The organism is Streptomyces sp. NBC_00299 (genome assembly GCF_036173045.1).
GTDB lineage: Bacteria > Actinomycetota > Actinomycetes > Streptomycetales > Streptomycetaceae > Streptomyces > Streptomyces machairae.
On record NZ_CP108039.1, the window covers coordinates 1885206 to 1902817 of the forward strand.

The 17612-nt window shown below is 72.2% G+C and carries 19 protein-coding genes; 7 read left to right on the top strand and 12 right to left on the bottom strand.

The window, feature by feature from the left end:
• Positions 1 to 16 precede the first annotated feature (16 nt).
• On the top strand, positions 17 to 835 hold the full coding sequence (gene pssA / locus OHT51_RS08190) for a CDP-diacylglycerol--serine O-phosphatidyltransferase (RefSeq protein ID WP_328884270.1): 819 nt from the start codon (positions 17 to 19) through the stop codon (positions 833 to 835).
• Positions 836 to 926: 91 nt separating this feature from the next.
• Here the strand turns inward: pssA and OHT51_RS08195 are convergent, their stop codons facing one another.
• The gene (locus OHT51_RS08195; protein ID WP_328884271.1) at positions 927 to 2045 is read right to left on the bottom strand and encodes a glycerate kinase; all 1119 of its coding nucleotides are present in this window, start codon (positions 2043 to 2045) and stop codon (positions 927 to 929) included.
• Between the two features lie 192 nt (positions 2046 to 2237).
• Between OHT51_RS08195 and OHT51_RS08200 the strand changes: the two genes are divergently transcribed.
• From OHT51_RS08200 to OHT51_RS08215, 4 genes are all read left to right on the top strand, one after another.
• Positions 2238 to 3323, top strand: a complete 1086-nt coding sequence (locus tag OHT51_RS08200) for an ADP-ribosylglycohydrolase family protein (protein ID WP_328878236.1) — start codon at positions 2238 to 2240, stop codon at positions 3321 to 3323.
• A 52-nt stretch (positions 3324 to 3375) separates the two neighbouring features.
• A complete protein-coding gene (locus tag OHT51_RS08205) occupies positions 3376 to 3870 on the top strand; it encodes an NUDIX hydrolase (RefSeq protein ID WP_328878237.1) in 495 nt (164 codons plus the stop codon).
• Positions 3871 to 3968: 98 nt separating this feature from the next.
• A complete protein-coding gene (locus OHT51_RS08210; protein ID WP_328878238.1) occupies positions 3969 to 4694 on the top strand; it encodes an SIR2 family NAD-dependent protein deacylase in 726 nt (241 codons plus the stop codon).
• A gap of 14 nt (positions 4695 to 4708) precedes the next feature.
• The gene (locus OHT51_RS08215) at positions 4709 to 5077 is read left to right on the top strand and encodes a VOC family protein (RefSeq protein WP_328878239.1); all 369 of its coding nucleotides are present in this window, start codon (positions 4709 to 4711) and stop codon (positions 5075 to 5077) included.
• 7 nt (positions 5078 to 5084) lie between these two features.
• Here OHT51_RS08215 and OHT51_RS08220 read toward each other — a convergent pair whose 3' ends face one another.
• On the bottom strand, positions 5085 to 5567 hold the full coding sequence (locus OHT51_RS08220; RefSeq protein ID WP_328878240.1) for a methylated-DNA--[protein]-cysteine S-methyltransferase: 483 nt from the start codon (positions 5565 to 5567) through the stop codon (positions 5085 to 5087).
• Positions 5568 to 5586: 19 nt separating this feature from the next.
• On the bottom strand, positions 5587 to 7107 hold the full coding sequence (locus tag OHT51_RS08225) for an AlkA N-terminal domain-containing protein (protein ID WP_328878241.1): 1521 nt from the start codon (positions 7105 to 7107) through the stop codon (positions 5587 to 5589).
• Between the two features lie 162 nt (positions 7108 to 7269).
• Between OHT51_RS08225 and OHT51_RS08230 the strand changes: the two genes are divergently transcribed.
• Complete coding sequence (locus OHT51_RS08230; RefSeq protein WP_328878242.1) at positions 7270 to 7632, top strand: ArsR/SmtB family transcription factor; 363 nt, start codon at positions 7270 to 7272, stop codon at positions 7630 to 7632.
• A 42-nt stretch (positions 7633 to 7674) separates the two neighbouring features.
• Here OHT51_RS08230 and OHT51_RS08235 read toward each other — a convergent pair whose 3' ends face one another.
• Positions 7675 to 8139: a hypothetical protein gene (locus OHT51_RS08235; protein ID WP_328878243.1), complete on the bottom strand. Its 465-nt coding sequence runs from the start codon at positions 8137 to 8139 to the stop codon at positions 7675 to 7677.
• Between the two features lie 239 nt (positions 8140 to 8378).
• Here OHT51_RS08235 and OHT51_RS08240 point away from each other — a divergent pair, with 239 nt between their 5' ends.
• On the top strand, positions 8379 to 9710 hold the full coding sequence (locus OHT51_RS08240) for a Gfo/Idh/MocA family protein (RefSeq protein WP_328878244.1): 1332 nt from the start codon (positions 8379 to 8381) through the stop codon (positions 9708 to 9710).
• A 13-nt stretch (positions 9711 to 9723) separates the two neighbouring features.
• On the opposite strand, the gene OHT51_RS08245 is transcribed toward OHT51_RS08240, so the two are convergent.
• Genes OHT51_RS08245 through OHT51_RS08280 form a run of 8 tightly spaced genes read right to left on the bottom strand, consistent with a single transcriptional unit; the run spans position 9724 to position 17568 of the window.
• Positions 9724 to 10233, bottom strand: a complete 510-nt coding sequence (locus OHT51_RS08245; RefSeq protein ID WP_328878245.1) for an O-acetyl-ADP-ribose deacetylase — start codon at positions 10231 to 10233, stop codon at positions 9724 to 9726.
• Positions 10234 to 10270: 37 nt separating this feature from the next.
• The gene (locus OHT51_RS08250; RefSeq protein ID WP_328878246.1) at positions 10271 to 11458 is read right to left on the bottom strand and encodes a cytochrome P450; all 1188 of its coding nucleotides are present in this window, start codon (positions 11456 to 11458) and stop codon (positions 10271 to 10273) included.
• Positions 11455 to 12855, bottom strand: a complete 1401-nt coding sequence (locus OHT51_RS08255; RefSeq protein ID WP_328878247.1) for an alkaline phosphatase family protein — start codon at positions 12853 to 12855, stop codon at positions 11455 to 11457. The genes OHT51_RS08250 and OHT51_RS08255 overlap by 4 nt, the downstream gene beginning before the upstream one ends.
• Entirely contained in the window at positions 12852 to 14009 is a 1158-nt protein-coding gene (gene eboE, locus OHT51_RS08260; RefSeq protein ID WP_328878248.1) for a metabolite traffic protein EboE, read from the bottom strand. Before eboE ends, OHT51_RS08255 begins: the two co-directional genes overlap by 4 nt.
• A 7-nt stretch (positions 14010 to 14016) precedes the next feature.
• On the bottom strand, positions 14017 to 14871 hold the full coding sequence (locus tag OHT51_RS08265) for a TatD family hydrolase (protein ID WP_328878249.1): 855 nt from the start codon (positions 14869 to 14871) through the stop codon (positions 14017 to 14019).
• A 2-nt stretch (positions 14872 to 14873) separates the two neighbouring features.
• Positions 14874 to 15548, bottom strand: coding sequence for an EboA domain-containing protein (locus OHT51_RS08270; protein WP_328878250.1), 675 nt, complete (start codon positions 15546 to 15548; stop codon positions 14874 to 14876).
• 53 nt (positions 15549 to 15601) lie between these two features.
• Positions 15602 to 16462: a sugar phosphate isomerase/epimerase family protein gene (locus tag OHT51_RS08275; RefSeq protein WP_328878251.1), complete on the bottom strand. Its 861-nt coding sequence runs from the start codon at positions 16460 to 16462 to the stop codon at positions 15602 to 15604.
• A gap of 32 nt (positions 16463 to 16494) precedes the next feature.
• Complete coding sequence (locus tag OHT51_RS08280; protein WP_328878252.1) at positions 16495 to 17568, bottom strand: SCO3242 family prenyltransferase; 1074 nt, start codon at positions 17566 to 17568, stop codon at positions 16495 to 16497.
• Positions 17569 to 17612 lie beyond the last annotated feature (44 nt).

Genomic DNA, 17612 nt, shown 5'->3' on the forward strand with positions numbered 1-17612 from the left:
GACACAGCCGGGCTGGGTGCCCGAGGCCGACGAGGTCGACGAAGAGGAGGAGATGCCTCTTTCTCTCCGCCTGTCGATAGCGGACACCCTCACCCTCGGCAACGCCACGTGCGGCTTCATGGCGGTGTACTTCACCACCACCGGCATCCTGATCCCGCACCTCACCGGCAGCCAGGAGACCGGCATGGCCCGCCACAGCGCGGCCACGGCGGTCATCCTGATGCTCTGCGCGGCGGTCTTCGACCTGTTCGACGGCCTGGTCGCGAGGAAGCTCCGCTCCTCCCCGATGGGCGCGGAGCTGGACAACCTCTCCGACCTGATCAGCTTTGGTCTGGCCCCGGCGTACTTCGTCCTGGTCTACGGCATGGTCGCCGACGACGCGCACCAGCGGGTGGCGGCGGTCGGCGCGATCGTCGTACTGCTCGCGGTGGTGCTGAGACTCGCGCGCTTCTCCTGCGTGACGCCACCGAACGGCATGTTCCAGGGCATGCCGTCGCCGTTCGGCGCGCTGACGGTGGTCTCGATCGTCCTGCTGGAGCTGCCCTTCGTCGCGACCCTGCTGGCGATCCTGGGCACGGCCTGGCTGATGGTGAGCCGCGTCGAGTACCCGAAGCCGCGCGGCCGCCTCGCGGTGGCGATGCTCGGCTGGATCGTGGTCAGCATGGGTCTGCTCGCCGCCTGGGCCTTCGAAGCCCCCAGCGGCCAGCTCCTGCTCCAGACGGGCTGCGCGCTGCAGCTCGTCATGGGCGCGGTCATCCCGTTGTTCGCCACGGCCCGCCGGGTGAACAACTTCCGCGACAACCGACGTGAGGCGCGGGCGGCACAGATCCCGTAAGCAGCCGTGCCGAAGCCGTACGCGACCGTACGACACCAGGAAGGGCCCCCAGCCGGTCGGCTGGGGGCCCTTCGTCGTATCGTGCGTCGGCTCAGCTCAGGAAGTCCCCGGCGATCCGCTCCGCCACCCGCTCCAGAATCGGCCCCGCGTCCGCGATGCACTTCGCCACGTCCGGCTCGACGTCCGTCAGCGGGTACGCCCGCCGGATCCCGGCACGCCCCAGCGCCTCCGGTGCCAGTGCCAGGCGGCCGCAGACCGCGACGACCTCCTTGCCGGCCGCGCGGGCTGCGGCGGCGACGCCCGCCGGGGCCTTGCCGTGCAGGGTCTGCTCGTCCAGGGAGCCCTCGCCGGTGATGACGAGATCGGCCCGCTCCAGCGCGGGCGCGAAGCCCAGGACGTCGAGCATGACCTCGATGCCGGCGCGGAAGCGGGCGCCGATGAGGAGGGCGCCGTAGCCGATGCCACCGGCCGCGCCGGCACCCGGTGCGGCGGCGTGCTCGGCGGCCTTGGCGCCGACCGACTCCTCCAGCACCTTCGCGAAGTGCGCGAGCGCCGCGTCCAGCGTCGCCACGTCGTCCGGCGAGGCGCCCTTCTGCGGGCCGTACACCGCCGGTGCGCCCTTCGGGCCGGTCAGTGGATTGTCGACGTCGCTGGCGAGCACCAGTTCGACCGAGGCGAGCCTCGGGTCCAGGCCGGAGAGGTCCGCGGTGGCCAGGTCGCCCAGGCCTCCGCCGCCCGGCGTCACCGGCTCCCCGTCCGCGTCCAGGAACCGCGCGCCCAGCGCGCCCAGCATTCCGGCGCCGCCGTCGGTGGTGGCGCTGCCGCCGACGCCGAACACGATCGTGCGGGCGCCCGCGTCCAGCGCGGCCCGCAGCAGCTCGCCCGAGCCGTAGGTGGACGCCGTGAGCGGCGCGAAGACGCCGGCGGGCAGCCGCTGCAGGCCGCTCGCCTCGGCCATCTCCACGACCGCCGTGTCGCCGCGGAGCGCGAACGCCGCCGTCACCTCGTGCCCGAGGGGCCCGGCGACCCGTACCTCCCGGCGCTCGAAACCGGCCGCGACCGCCGCGTCCACGGTTCCGTCGCCGCCGTCGGCCACGGGCATGGCCTCGACCCGGACGTCCGGCACGACCCGGCGCAGGCCGGCCGTCACCCGCTCGGCGACCTGCACGGCCGTCAGCGACCCCTTGAACTTGTCCGCGGCGATGAGCACGCGCTGTGTCACCAGTTTTCCCCTTGCTCTCCGGGCCTCGCGCATGTCAAGGCCAGTCGCGCCGCTGCGACCTTAACCGGAGGAGGCCCGTGACGTCATGCCCTGCCCGGAGCCTGAGAACGCCCTGCGGGCCCGCTGTGCGGACCGGCCGAACCCGGAGCGGACGCCCCCGGAATTGGGTAAACCGGTCCTATGACCCCTGTGGGCACTGAGCCGGAGCTCGCCGACCGCGTACTCGGAGGCTGGCTCGGCCGGATCGCGGGCAACATGCTCGGCAAGCCGGTCGAGCAGGGCGACCTGTGGACGCGGGACCGTATCGACCGCTATCTGCGGCAGGCCGCAGCCCTGCCCCTCACCGACTATCTCCCCGAGCCGGTCAGCGAGGACGACGGCTTCGAGCTGCGCCCCGAGTGGCGCCAGTGCGTGCGCGGCCGTATCCACGGCAGCTGCCGCGACGACGACGTCGACTACGCCATCCTCGGCCTCGACCTGCTGGAGACCCACGGCTTCGGCTTCAGCACCGAGCAGGTCGGCGACCTGTGGCTGCTGCGGCTGCCGTATCTGCAGACCTTCACGGCGGAGCGGGCCGCGTACCGCAACCTCGCGAACGGTCTGAAACCGCCGCTCACCGCCACCTACGACAACCCTTACCAGGAGTGGATCGGCGCCCTCATCCGCGCCGACATCTACGGCTGGACGTGCCCCGGCGACCCGCGTCGCGCCGCCGCCCTCGCCCGCCGGGACGCGGTGCTGTCCCACACCGGCAACGGGGTGTACGGCGCGATGTGGGCGGCGGCGCTGGTCTCGGCGGCGTTCACGGCGTCCACGGTCCGCCAGGCGGTCGACAGGGCGCTCGCCGTCATCCCGGCGAGCAGCCGGCTCGCCCGCACCGTGCGCCGCGTCGTCTCGCTCCACGACACCCGGATGACCTGGGAGGACACGCTCGCCACCGTCGCCGAGGAGACCGCCGGGCTCGGCTGGATCCACACCATTCCGAACGCGGCCGTGCTCACCGCGGGGCTGCTGTACGGCGACGGCGACTTCACCCGCAGCATCACCCTCACCGTGCGCGGCGGCCTGGACACCGACTCCAACGGGGCCACTGCCGGCTCGGTCGCGGGGGTGCTGACCGGGGCGGAGGCGATCCCGGACCAGTGGACCGGGCCGCTGGAGGACACCGTCCGCAGTGCGGTGTTCGGGTTCGACGGGATGCGGATCAGCGAGCTGGCGGAACGGACGGTGCGGCTGGCGGAGGCGCAGGCCGAGGCGGCGGTCTAGCCGGTCCGGGCGACGGACGGGGCCGGTTGCCCGGGCTGGTTACGCTTCCCCCATGACCACCACGCCTGACTTCGCCGCGTACATCGCAACTCTCCCCCGCATCCTCGCCGGTGCCGCCGCCCTGTTCCGGGACGCCGAGGGCCGGGTGCTGCTCGTGGAGCCGAACTACCGCGAGGGCTGGGCGCTTCCGGGCGGCACGATCGAGTCCGACGACGGCGAGACGCCCCGCCAGGGGGCGCGCCGGGAGACGGCCGAGGAGATCGGCCTGGACCGTGACCTGGGCCGGCTGCTCGCGGTGGACTGGTCGCACGGCACGGGGCGGCCGCCGCTGGTGGCGTACCTGTACGACGGTGGGGTCCTCGGCGAGGACGACCTCAAGGCGATCCGGTTGCAGGAGGAGGAGCTGCTGTCCTGGCGGCTCGTTCCGCGCGAGGAGATCACGGCTCATCTGCCGGGCTCTCTGGGCCGCCGCGTCCTGGCCGCACTGGACGTGCTCGCGGTCGGCGGGGGAACGGTGGAGCTGGAGAACGGTCACCGGGTGGGCTGACCTGCGGCGGGCCCACCGGATCGGCCGACGGCGGCGGGCTCGGACCGCCTCGAATATCCATTCGCGGCCCGTACGACGCCCGTCCTACCCTCGGCAGCATGACCAAGCCCCTCGTCGCCCTCCTCAGCGGCGCCGGTATCTCGACCGACTCCGGCATCCCCGACTACCGCGGGCCGAACGGGCTGTGGCGGCGGGACCCCGAGGCCGAGAAGCTCGTGACATACGAGTACTACATGGGCGACCCGGAGATCCGGCGGCGCTCGTGGCAGATGCGGCGCAAGAACCGCACGCTCAAGGCCGAGCCCAACGCGGCGCACCGGGCGGTGGCCGAGCTGGAGCGGACCGGGGTGCCGGTGCGGGTGATCACGCAGAACGTGGACGGGCTGCACCAGCTCGCCGGGATGCCCACCCGCAAGGTGCTCGAACTGCACGGCAGCGCGCGGAGTGTGGTCTGCACGAAGTGCCACGCCCGCGGGCCGATGCAGGACGCGATCGCGCGGGTCGAGGCGGGGGAGGACGACCCGCCGTGCCTGGAGTGCGGCGGTGTCCTCAAGTCGGCGACCGTCATGTTCGGCGAGCGGCTCGATCCGGTGGTGCTCGGTGAGGCGGTCGCGATCACCAAGGCGTGCCAGGTGTTCATCGCCGTGGGCACCACCCTCCAGGTGCAGCCCGCCGCCGGCCTCGCGGGCGTCGCCGCCGACCACGGCGCCCGGCTCGTCATCGTCAACGCCGAGCCGACGCCGTACGACGACCGCGCCGACGAGGTGATCCGCGAGCCGATCGGCACCGCGCTGCCAAAGCTGCTGCGCGGCCTGGGCGAGTAGCTCAGAATGCGATCATGACTTCTCGGATACGCCATGTGACGATCGACTCCGCCGACGCCTACGCCCTGGCCGGCTTCTGGTCCCAGGTGCTCGGCCTGCCGGTGCACAAGGACGACGAGCCCGGGGACGAGGAAGTGCTGATCGAGGGCGCGGGCCTGCTGTTCGTCACCGTCCCGGAGCGCAAGACCCTCAAGAACCGGATCCATGTGGACCTTCAGCCGCAGGACCGCACCCGTGACGAGGAGGTCGAGCGGCTCCTCGCCCTCGGCGCCACCCTGATCGGCGACCGCCGCACCCCGGACGGCCGGGGCTGGGCGGTCCTGGCCGACCCGGAGGGCAACGAGTTCTGCGTGGAGCGCGGGGCTGCGGAGCGGGTCGGCTAGCCGGGGCTCAGAACAGCGCGCCTGCGTTCTCGAAGTCCAGCAGGCGCTGCTTGCGGTCCAGGCCGCCGCCGTAGCCCGTGAGGCTGCCCTTCGCGCCGACGACGCGGTGGCAGGGGACGATGATGCCGATCGGATTCTTGCCGTTGGCGAGGCCGACCGCACGGGAGGCGCCGGAGTTGCCGAGGGCGTCGGCGAGTTCGCCGTAGGAGCGGGTCTCGCCGTACGGGATCTTCCGCAATTGCTCCCAGACGCTGCGCTGGAACGGCGTTCCGTCCAGACGGAGTTCGAGGGTGAACTCCTTCAACTCACCCGCGAAATAGGCCTCCAGCTGGTCCTCGGCCTCCCGGAAGAGTGACTCGTCGCGGGTGCCGAAGGTCTTCTCGGGTGGTCGGTGCCGTTGGTCGGTCATGTAGAGGCCGCACAGGACGCCGTCCTCGGCGACGAGCGTGAGGGGGCCGTACGGGCTGTCGATGAGGGTGTGCTGCTTCATCAGGAGGTCCTTGACGTGCTCAGACGGGGAGGAAGTTGATCGGGTGGCTGTCCGTGGCCCAGAGGTACTGAACGGCGTACGCCCGCCACGGGCGCCACGCGGCCGCCCGGGCCGTGAGGGCCGCGGGAGTGGACGGCAGGCCCAACTCCTGGGCTGCGCGGCGGATTCCGAGGTCGGTGGGGAGGAAGGCGTCGGGGTCGCCGAGGGCGCGCATCGCGATGACGTCGACCGTCCAGGGGCCGAAACCGGGCAGGTCCAGGAGCCTGGCCCGGGTCTGCGGCCAGTCGCTGTCCGGGCCCAGGCGGACGTCGCCGTCGGCGAGTTGGCGGACCAGGGTGGTGAAGGTCGTACGGCGGGAGCGGGGCATCGCCAGTGTCTCCGGGTCCAGCGAGGCCAGCGCCTCGGGGGCCGGGAAGAGGTGGGTGAGGCCGCCCTCGGGGTCGTCGACCTGCTCGCCGTGGGCGGTGACCAGACGGGCCGCGTGGGTGCGGGCGGCCGCCGTGGAGACCTGTTGGCCGAGCACGGCCCGTACGGCGAACTCCGCCTCGTCGACCGTGCGCGGCACCCTCCGGCCGGGCGCCTTGTCGACCAGGGGCGCCAGCAGCGGATCCATGCGCAACTGGTCGTCGATCGCCACCGGATCGGCGTCCAGGTCCAGCATCCGCCGGCACCGGCTGATCGCGACGGTCAGATCGCGCAGGTCGCTGAGGGTGAGGCGGCAGGCGATGTGGTCGGGCTGGGGGGTCAAGGACACGATGCCGTGGCCGTACGGCAGCCTGAGCGTGCGCCGGTACGCGCCGTTCCGCCACTCCTCGACGCCGGGGACCGCGGTCGCCGCGAGGTGGCCGAAGAGGTTGTCGGGGTTGAGGGGGGCGCGGAACGGCAGGCGCAGCGTCAGGGCGCCGGCGGTGTTCGCCGAGACGCCGGGGATCCCCGAAGGTCCCGAAGTCACCGGGCTGCTGCGCGGTACCGCGCGGGTGCGGAGCTCGGTCGGGGCGAGGGCGTAGACCTCGCGCACGGTGTCGTTGAAGGTGCGGATGGACGCGAACCCGGCCGCGAAGGCGATGTCCGCCATGGGCAGGGGCGTCGTCTCGATGAGGAGGCGGGCCGCCTGGGCGCGCTGGGCGCGGGCCAGGGCGAGGGGGCCTGCGCCCAGTTCGGCGAGGAGCTGGCGTTCGATCTGCCGGGTGCTGTAGCCGAGCCGGGCGGCGAGGCCGGGGACGCCCTCGCGGTCCACGACTCCGTCGGCGATGAGCCTCATCGCGCGGGCGACGAGATCGGCGCGCTGGTTCCACTCAGGTGAGCCGGGGCTGGTGTCCGGCCGGCAGCGCTTGCACGCCCGGAATCCGGCCTGCTGGCAGGCGGCGGCGCTCGGGTGGAACCGCATGTTCTCCGGCTTGGGCGGGACCACCGGGCAACTGGGCCGGCAGTAGATCCCGGTCGTGACGACCGCGGTGAAGAACCAGCCGTCGAAGCGGGCGTCCTTGGACTGGACGGCGCGCACGCAGCGCTCGGTGTCGGTGTGCATCCCCTTCTGCATGGGTCCAGCATCGTCCACGCGAGGCCAGGCGGGCTGGCGAGAATCCGACATCAACCTCGGCTGTGCTGGGAGCCGCCGGATCACCCGAGCCCCGCCCGGGCCCGATCCGAGACGCATGAAGAAGCATTCATGTGTTCATGTACGATGAGTAAGATACCCGGCATGGGTCATGGAGCCGTCACCGCCGCGCAGGACGCCGCCGAGCGCGTACGCCTGGACGCGGCCAACGTCGCCAAGGTGGCCACCACCCTCCAGGCCCTCTCCACCCCCTCCCGCCTGCTGATCCTGGCGCGACTGCGCGAGGGGCCGCTGCCCGCCACGGAACTGGCGGCCGAGGTGGGCATGGAGCAGTCCGCCTGCTCGCACCAGCTGCGGCTGCTGCGCAACCTGGGGCTGGTGGTGGGTGAGCGGCGCGGTCGTTCGGTCGTCTACGCGCTGCACGACCACCATGTCGCCGAGCTGCTCGACCAGGCCGTCTACCACGTGGAGCATCTGCGCCTGGGCATCAGCGACGCGGCGGAGTGAGCCGCGCCGGACGACCCGGGGCGGCCTGAGCCGACGGCGGCGCTACGACGCGCTCGGCGCGGGCTTCGGGCCCACACCTCGCAACTGCTGGATTCTTCCGCCCAGTTGGGGCCGGAGCCGGTCCAGCACCTCCGGCTTCGCGCTGACCACCCAGCGGGTGCCCACGAGGTACTTGCCGCCGTAGACGGCAGCCGCGTCCAGCCAGGTGAGCTTGAACTTCTCCTGCGGGAACGTGGTGATGAGGTAGTCGCCCTTCTTCGTGTGACAGACGCCCTCGCGCAGTTCGTCGGCCTCGGTCCGGATCTTGACCGTGCAGCCCGTCAGGTCGGCGATCACCTCGACCTTCGCCGGGGCCACGACGCCGGCGACGGTGGCGGAGACGTTCGCCGGAGTGCTCTTCGCGGCGGCTTTGTCGTCCTCACCTCCGCCGCACGCGGTGGTCAGGAGCAGGAGGGCCAGACTGCCGACCGTCGCGATACGGCCGATGCTTCCTCGGTGTGACTGCACGATTCTTCCCCGGTGCTTCCTCGGTGTGACGGCGCGCAGAGTGGTACGGATCAGCGCCACGAGCCGTTCACCCGCGGTGTCCCGCGGTGGCGACAGGCAGCCAGCGGGCGGCGCGGGCGCGCAGCCCGTCCGGGTCGGCACCGCGCGCGGCGTAGCCATTGACGGGGTGAGCGCCCACCCCTAACTTCTGGTCGCAGTTACGCATGCCGTCCGAGATTCCGAACCAATGGGAGCCCTGCATGACCCCCGACACCGCACACCGTCGCGCCGCCGTGGTCGGTCTGGGTGCCCGTGCCCGGCTGTTCACCGAGGCCCTGGCCGGTCCCTACGCGGACCGGTTCGAGCCGGCCGGATTCTGCGATGTCAACTCCCACCGCATGGCCGTCCACAACGCCTGGCTCGCGGATGCCCACCCGGGCCGGGCGCCCGTGCCGTCGTACGGTGCCGGGGACTTCGACGAGATGCTGCGGCGCGAGCGGATCGACCTGGTCGTGGTGTGCACGGTGGACCACACCCACGACGACTACATCGTGCGGGCTCTGGAGGCGGGCTGCGATGTCGTCACCGAGAAGCCCATGACCACGGCAGCCGACAAGGCCCGCCGTATCCTCGACGCACAGCAGCGCACCGGCCGCGAGGTGCGGGTCGCCTTCAACTACCGTTACAACCCGGTGCATTCGGCGGTACGGGAGATCGTCGCGTCCGGGGAGATCGGCGAGGTCGGCTCGGTGCACTTCGAGTGGCTGCTCGATCTGCGGCACGGCGCCGACTACTTCCGCCGCTGGCACCGCGACAAGGCCAACTCCGGCGGCCTGATGGTGCACAAGTCCACACACCACTTCGACCTGGTCAACTGGTGGTTGGGCAGCCGTCCCGAGACCGTGTACGCGCAGGGCGGCCTGTTCTTCTACGGCGACGAGGCCGGCCGGCGCCGCGGCCTCGCCCGTGACTACGACCGCGCCCACGGCTCCCCCGCCGCCGCGACCGACCCCTTCGCCGTACAGCTGGCCGACTCGCCCCTGCTCAGTGCCCTGTACCTGGACGCGGAGGCGGAGGACGGCTACCACCGCGACCGGAACGTGTTCGCGCCCGGCGTGAGCATCGAGGACGACATGGCGGTCCTGGTCCGCTACGCCACCGGCGCCACCCTCACCTACCACCTGACCGCGTACTCCCCCTGGGAGGGCTACCGGATCGCCTTCAACGGCAGCGAAGGGCGCCTGGAGCTGCTGGTGGAGGAGTCGACCTGGACCCGGCCCCGGCCGCGCACGGACACCTCCGGCCCCGTCCTGCACGGCGCCGAGGCGGAGGAGACCGCCGGACGCACCGAGCTGCTGCTGCGCCGCTTCTGGGAGAAGCCGCGCGAGATCAAGGTGGCGACCGGCGAGGGCGGGCACGGCGGCGGTGACGTACGCATGCTGGAGGACCTCTTCGGCACCCGGGCACCGGACCCCCTGCACCGCGCGGCGGACGCGGCCGACGGCGCCCGCTCCCTGGTCACCGGCCTCGCCGCGAACCGCTCCTTCGAGACGGGCCTGCCGGTACGGACGCGGGATCTGCTGGACCTGTGACGGCGGACCGCGCTCAGCCGACCTGCCGGGCGAACTCCTCGTACGCCGCCTCGTCGAAGAGGACGAATCTGACCTCCTCGACCGACGTGTCTGCCGCCCGTACGGTCGCGACCGCGATCCGGGCGCCGTCGTCCATCGGCCAGCCGTAAATGCCGGTGGAGACGGCGGGGAAGGCGACCGTCCGGGCACCCAGCTCGTCGGCCACCCGCAGCGACTCCCGGTAGCAGGAGGCCAGCAGCTCGGAGCGGTCCTCGGTGGCCGCCCAGACCGGGCCCACCGTATGGATCACCCAGCGTGCGTCCAGCTCCCCCGCCGTCGTGGCGACCGCCTGCCCGGTCGGCAGACCCTTGCCGTACCGGGAGGCGCGCAGCTTGCGGCACTCGTCGAGGATCGCCGGGCCGCCGCGGCGGTGGATGGCGCCGTCGACTCCTCCCCCGCCGAGGAGGGAGGAGTTCGCGGCGTTGACGATCGCGTCGACGGACTCTCGCGTGATGTCGCCCTGGACGAGCCTGATGGTGGTCATGACTGCCTCTATAGCAGCCATGGGCACCGTCGGCCGGTCATGACCAGGCGACCGGCAGCGAGCGCACCCCGTGGACCGTGCTCGCCGACAGGGCGAGCGACTCGGGCGGGGCCGTCATGCGCAGGTTCGGAAGCCTGCGGAACAGGGTGGACAGGCCGAGGCGGAGTTCGGCGCGGGCCAGCGACTGGCCGAGGCACTGGTGCAGGCCGTGCCCGAAGGCGACATGGCCGCTCGCGTCCCGCCGGACGTCGAGGGCGTCGGGGTCGGCGTACACGGACGGGTCGCGGTTGGCGGACTGCAACGCCACCACCACGCCTTCCCCCGCGCGGATACGGACGCCGGACAGGTCGACGTCCTCGGAGGCGACCCGCCGTATCCCGGAGTGGATGACGGTCAGATGGCGCAGGAGTTCCTCCACCGCGCCCGGCCACAGCGAGTCGTCGGCGCGCAGCGCGTCCAGCCCGGCGGGGTTGTGCAGCAGGGCGATCACGGCCAGCGGGAACATGTTCGCCGTCGTCTCGTGGCCGGCCAGGAGGAGCAGGGAGACCATGCCGGTCGCCTCGTCGAGCGTGGCCTCGCCGGTCGCGACGCGTTCCGTGGCCAGGCGGGAGATCAGGTCGTCGGCGGGGTCGTGCGTGCGCCGCTCGATGAGGCCGCGCAGATAGCCGTAGAGCGCCACTCGGGCGGCCATCGCCTCGCCAGGGTCGCCGGCGACGCTGGTGAGGGCGGTGGACTTCTCCCGGAAGAAGCCGTGGTCCTCGTAGGGGACGCCGAGCAGTTCGCAGATGGCGAGGGTGGGCAGGGGCAGGGCGTACGAGGCGACCAGGTCGGCCTCCGTCGCATCGCAGCCGGTCATCGCGTCCAGGAGGTCGTCGCAGATCCGCTGGATGGCGCCGTCCAGCTGCTCGATGCGCCGGAAGGTGAAGTCGGGGATCAGCATGCGGCGCAGCCGGGTGTGGTCCGGCGGGTCCATCTGGTGGAAGAGGCCGGGGGCCTGCGGCGGGGCGCCCGGGCGGGTGTGGGGGAAGTCGGGGTGGTTGGCGTCGGCGCTGAAACGCTCGTCGGCCAGCACCGTACGGGCGTCCTCGTACCGGGTGATCAGCCAGGGGCTGTTGTCGCCCCAGACCGTGACCCGGCGGATCGGCTCCTCGGACTGCCACTTGGCGTATTCGGGGGCCGGGTCGAGCAGGGGCCGGATGGTGGGGAGCGGCGGGTGGATCGTCATTTCTCCGTTCCTTCCGTGGGCAGGCCCGCGAGGTCCAGGAGCAGCGACTTGACCTCCGTCGCCGCGTACGCCTCCCTCGCTCCGTCCGGCTCCGAGCACAGCAGTACGGGGCCGTGGTCGGGGTCGGCGGGCAGCCGGCCGTGACTGCCGCGGACGCCGGACGGGTTCAGCGGGACGGTCTTGAGGCGGTAGCGGAAGCCGAGCTTCTTGCGGGCGACCTGACCGACGGCCCGCAGCTTCACCGCGGGGACGGTCTCGTCGTAGAGCAGCTCGGCGGGGTCGTAGCCGGGCTTGCGGTGGATCTCGACCTGGCGGGCGAAGTCGGGGGCCCGATCGTCGTCCAGCCAGTAGTAGTACGTGAACCAGGCGTCGGGGTCGGCGAGTGCGACGAGCTCGCCCGAGCGCTCGTGGTCCAGGCCGTGGGCCGCCTTGCCGTCGGCGTCCAGCACCTGGTCCACGCCGTCGAGTTCACCGACCAGTTTCGCGACCGCGTCGATGTCGGCCGGGTCGCGGACGTAGACGTGGGCGACCTGGTGGTCGGCGACCGCGAAGGCGCGCGAGGTCCAGGGGTCGAGGTACTCCATGCCGTCCTGCGTGTACACCTCCAGCAGGCCTGCCCGGCGCAGGGCGCGGTTGATGTCGACCGGGCGGGAGACGGGCGTGATGCCGTACTCACTGAGCGCGACGACGGTGGCGCCCTCCCGTAGGAAGTGGTCAATCAACGGGCCTAGCGCGTCGTCGAGTTGGCGGGCCGCGGCGATGGTGGCGGGTGAGTCCGGGCCTGAGCGCTGGGGTTCGTAGTCCATCTGCGGGATGTAGACGAGCGTGAGGTCGGGGCGGTGTTCGTCGAAGACCTGGCGGGCGGCGGCCAGGATCCACTGGGTGGAGGGCATGCCCGCGTTCGGACCCCAGTAGGTGAACAGGGGGAACGGGCCGAGCCGGTCGGTGAGTTCGTCGTGCAGGGACGGCGGCCAGGTGTAGCAGTCCGGTTCCTTGCGGCCGTCGGAGTAGTAGACGGGGCGCGGGGTGACGGTCCAGTCGACGTCGGCTCCCATCGCGTACCACCAGCAGATGTTGGCGACCTTGTAGTCGGGGTTCGCCTTACGGGCCGTCTCCCAGATCTTCTCGCCGCCGACGAGCGCGTTGTGCTGGCGCCACAGCATGACTTCGCCGAGGTCGCGGAAGTACCAGCCGTTGGCCACGGCGCCGTGCGTGGCCGGGGGTTCGCCGGTGAGCAGGGTGGACTGGACGGTGCAGGTCACGGCGGGGAGCACGGTGTCGAGGCGGGACTGGAAGCCGCGCTCGCCGAGGGCGGCCACGGCGGGCATGTGCCGGAGGAGGTTCGGGGTCAGGCCGACGATGTCGAGTACGACCACGCGGTTCGCCGATGCGGTCATGAGGGGTCCTCCTTGAGGCCGAGGCCGGTCAACCGGTCCCGGACCCAGGCGAGTTCGGCGGCGATGCCGCCGGGCAGGTCGGTGGGCGGTTCAGGGAGGACGGACCAGGTGTAGGTCTCGACCTCGATGTGGTCGCAGCCGGCCGAGGCTCCGCCCAGCAGCCCGGCGAGGACCTGGTCGAGCTGGCCGGCGGTGGTGCGCAGCGGGGGTTCGGGCTCGGTGTGCAGCGGGGCGTGGAAGTGGACCCGCCAGGGGCCTCCGTCGGCGGGCAGGTCGCCGTCGAGGGCGTCCGGGAGGTCGTCGACGGCGAGGACGTCACCGTCGGCCGGCGTGCGGGTCTGGTGCAGGAACCGGGGCTCGGCGAGCCGGTGCAGGGCCGCGCGGGCGGCCGGGTCGGCCGGGTGCTCGGCCTCCACCGCGCAGGACGCCTGGAGTTTGACCACGGGCAGCCCTGCCTCCGCGAGGCGCCGCAGCGCCTCGGCCGGCTCCTCGAACTGCACGGCGAGATGGCAGGCGTCGAGGCAGACGCCGAGCCGGTCGGGGTCCAGTCCGCGCAGTTCCCGTACCGCCTGTGTGGTGGTCTCGACGACGCACCCGGGTTCCGGTTCGAAGCCGACGCGGATACGGCGGCCCGTCCACGCTTCCAGCGCGGCGAGCCCGGTGGTCAGCCGGTCCAGGGCGCGCCTGGCCTCGTCGGCGCAGGCGGGCGTCCACGGGGTGCGCCACGCGAGCGGCAGCGTGGAGACGCTGCCGTGGCCGACGCCGTCCGGGAGGAGCGCGGCGAGGACGCGGGCGCAGTCCAGGGTGTACTTCAGCCGGGCCTCGTCGGCCCAGTCGGGCAGGTAGACGTCCTTCTTGACGACCTCGCGGTGGAATCCGGCGTACGGAAAGGCGTTGAGGGTGACGGTCTCCAGGCCGCGTGCCCGCAGCTCCGCCTTCAGTCGCTCCAACGCGGCTTCGTCGTCGGCGAGTTCGGTGACCACGGGGCGCGCCAGCCACAGGCCGATCCCCAGGCGGTCTGCGCCGAGGCGCTCGCGCACGGGCTCGGCGTACTGCGCGAGCTGGGCGATCACGCCCTTGAGGTCCTCCGCCTGGTGGACGTTGCTGCAGTAGCCGAGGTGGACGGTCGTACCGTCCGGATGCAGGAAGCGCATCGGATGCTCACGCTCCCCCGCGGCGTATGGAGTTGCCCTGGAAGGTGGCCGCCTCGTCCGGCTTGGGCTCCTCCAGCTCCAGCCGCCCGCTCCGGCCGTAGAAGGCGACGGGGTTGCGCCACAGCACCTCGTCCACGGCGTCGTCGTCGAACCCGGCGGCGAGCATGGCGTCGGCGGTCCTCCGCGTCTTCAGCGGGTCCGAACGCCCCCAGTCGGCAGCGGAGTTGACCAGCATCCGCTGTGTCCCGTGCTCCTTGAGGATCTCGACCATCCGGTCCTCGCTCATCTTGGTCTTCGGGTAGATCGAGAACCCGGCCCAGCAGCCGCTGTCGAGGACCATGCCGACGGTGAGCTCGTTGAGGTGGTCGAGGACGACGAGTTCGGGGGCGATACCCGACTCCCGTACGACGTCCAGGGTGCGCCGGGTACCGGCGGCCTTGTCGCGGTGCGGGGTGTGCACGAGGGCGGGCAGCTCGTGCTCGATGGCGAGCTGGAGCTGACGGGCGAGCGCCTCGTCCTCCTCAGGGGTCATCGAGTCGTAGCCGATCTCGCCGACGGCGACGACCCGGTCCTTGGCGAGGTAACGGTCCAGTTCGTCGAGGACCGGGAGGCAGCGGGGGTCGTTCGCCTCCTTCGGGTTGAGCGCGATGGTGCAGAAGTGCTGGATGCCGAACTGGGCGGCGCGGTGCGGCTCCCAGCCCAGCAGCCCGTCGAAGTAGTCGTAGAAGCTCTCGGGCGAGGTGCGGGGCTGTCCCAGCCAGAAGGCGGGCTCGACGACCGCGCGCACCCCGGCGGCGTACATCGCCTCGTAGTCGTCGGTCGTCCGGGAGGTCATGTGGATATGGGGGTCGAAGATCCGCACGGTCAGCCCTCTTCCTTGAGTGCCTGGTTGAGTTCAGCGCCGATGACGTCCGGGAAGGCACGGACGACGGGCAGGATGTCCTCGGGTACGTCCCGCCCGGCGACGATCCGCTCATGGGCGAAATCGGCGAGCATCCGGGCCAGTTCGCGGTCCGCGCGGGCGCCGAGGCCGCTGACGCGGTCGAGCGGGATCTCACAGAAGACGCACTTCAGTACGGCCTGGCGGTACTCGGCGTCCGGAAGGTGCGCGGCGGCGTACGGGCCGAGGGCTGCCTCGATCAGGGTGGTGTCGTTGCCGCGCAGGGTTTCCCGTACGAGGGGCAGCGCGAGGTCGCCCAGTTCGAGCAGCGGCAGGGTGCGCAGGACGGCGCGCTGCTCCGCCGGGTCGCCGTGCCGGTGGAGGCCGGCGACCTCGTCGGCGAGGGCCTGGCCGCGCAGGGGCAGGGCCGTGAGCAGGACGGCCCGGGCGGCCTCGTCGACGGTCCAGTATGCGGTGAGGCGCCCGTGTCCGCAGCGCCTTCGGGCGGCGGGGAAGAGACGCCGCACGGCGGCCGGTTCGGCGGCGACCTTGGCGGCGCCGTCGTCCAGCCAGGTGCGGGCGGTGGGGTCCAGTACGTCGGTCAGGGCGGGGTGGGGGTGGTCCGGCGGGGCCGTGGAGGAGCCGGTTTCGACAACCATGGGGGACAACTTCCGGGAGGGTGGGACGAGTCGAGCCGAAGGGAGGTAGGGGGCTAGACGCGTGCGCCGGCACGTTCGGCCGCGCGCAGGAACTCGATCGAGCGGCGGGCGACGTCGGGCGCGTCGAGCGAACCGCCCTGGATCTCCACGGAGACCAGACCGCGGTGGTTCAGATCGCGCAGGGCATCCAGCACAGGCGGGAAGTCGATCTCGCCGGCGCCGAATTCGAGGTGCTGGTGGATGCCGCGCCGCATGTCCTCGATCTGCACGTTGCGCAGGATCGGCGCCGCCCGGTGCACGCAGTCGAGCACGGAACGCTCCTCCACGCAGTGCGCGTGGCCGACATCCAGGGTGATACCGAACAGCTCGTGCCCGCCGACCAGTCGGGCGAGTCGCAGACAGCGTTCGACGGTGTCGACGAACATGTACGGCTCCGGCTCGAAGGCCAGCGCCACCCCGTACTTCTCCGCCGACTCCAGCACGGTCCCGACACCGGCCGCGAGCCGCTTCCACGCGTCCCGCTCGGACAGCCCGACGGGCGCCGGGCCGCTGCACAGATGGACGGTGGGCGAGCCGAGGTCGGCGGCGATCCGCAGGGCACGGCGCAGCAGGTCGATCCTCGGCTCGCGGCCGTCCGACATCAGCGTGGGCAGGTGCTTGCCCCAGGGGTCGAGGAAGTACGGCGCTCCGGTCTCCACCGTCACGTCCAGGCCGTGCCGCGCGAGTTGCCGCGCGAGGGCGGTGACCCGCCGGGGCAGATCGTCGGCGTACGGGTCGAGGTGACCGTGGTCGAGGGTGAGCGCGACGCCGTCGTAGCCGAGGTCGGCGAGGACGACGAGGACGTCGGTCAGCCGGTGGTGGGTGAAGCCGTTGGTGCCGTAGCCGAACTTGAGTGGGGTGGGGGGAGGTCTCACAGTGCGGGTTCCTCACACGGAGGTGGTGGGTCTCAGGTGGGGGATATACGTCTGGCGAGCCGTCGCGCGAGGGGGTGGACGACGCCGAGCGCGGCGGCAACGGCAGGCGCCCCGCCACGTGCGGTCAGCGCCGCCTGAAGGGGCATCAGCCCCATGATCCCGGCCCCGACGGCCCGCCGTACGTTCTCGGCCGAGGGCTTTTGGACGGCACGTGCCTGGGCGGTGCCGTAGGTGCCGAGATAGGCAAGAGCACCGGCGGCGGTGACGGCGATCCGGAACTTTCCGGAGGCGGTGGTGAGGGCGGTGCGGACCATCTTGGAACGAGCGGCAACGGCAACGCCCTTCAGGGGCGCGGGGAACTGCGCGACCAGCCCCGACGGCGCGGCAGACGACACACAACTCTTCGCGGCACTCCCGGCTTCGCCTCGGACCACTGGAACAGCCGTGGCAATCGCAGTCAGTGCCGACACAGCAAGAGTCCCGACAGGAACCCGCACCGGCGCCCCACCGATCTCGTGCCGGCTGAGCGCCATCAACGTGCCGGTATGGACGCCGACCAGCCCGGCAGGCACGGCGGCCCGACGAAGCGCGACGCCGACCGACTCCGCACCCGGCCCAGGCACAACCGCTCCCGCCAACACGTCCAGAACCCGAGCCCCCGCCATGGCGAAGCCCCCCGCCGGGGTCGACTTGAGCTTCAGGTCATACGCCCACACCAGCCCGGCCAAGGGCAGCGCGGCGCCCACACTGCGACGACCCCCCGCGGCGGCCGCAAGCCCGAGTCCCGCCGCGGTGAGCCCGCCGGCCACCGCGAGAGCGGCACGCCGAGGGATCCGGCCCGACGGCACCGGTCGTTCGGGTCTCTCGACGGAGTCGACCGTGGCGTCGGCGTAGTCGTTGAGGGCCATGCCGGCCCAGTAGAGGCAGACGGAGGAACCGATCACGCCGAACGTACGGGCGCCCAGCGGGCGTCCGGCGGCGGTTGCACCCGCGATCACGTCACCGGGGACACTCAGCGCGGCCGGCGCCCTGACCAGCTGCGCGAGGTCGGCGAGGCGCACGGCAGACCGGGATCCGAAGCGGACAACCGCTTTCCGATCTTTCATGGCCGCACCCTACTCGGGGGCTACTGACCGTTCAGGTACCTACC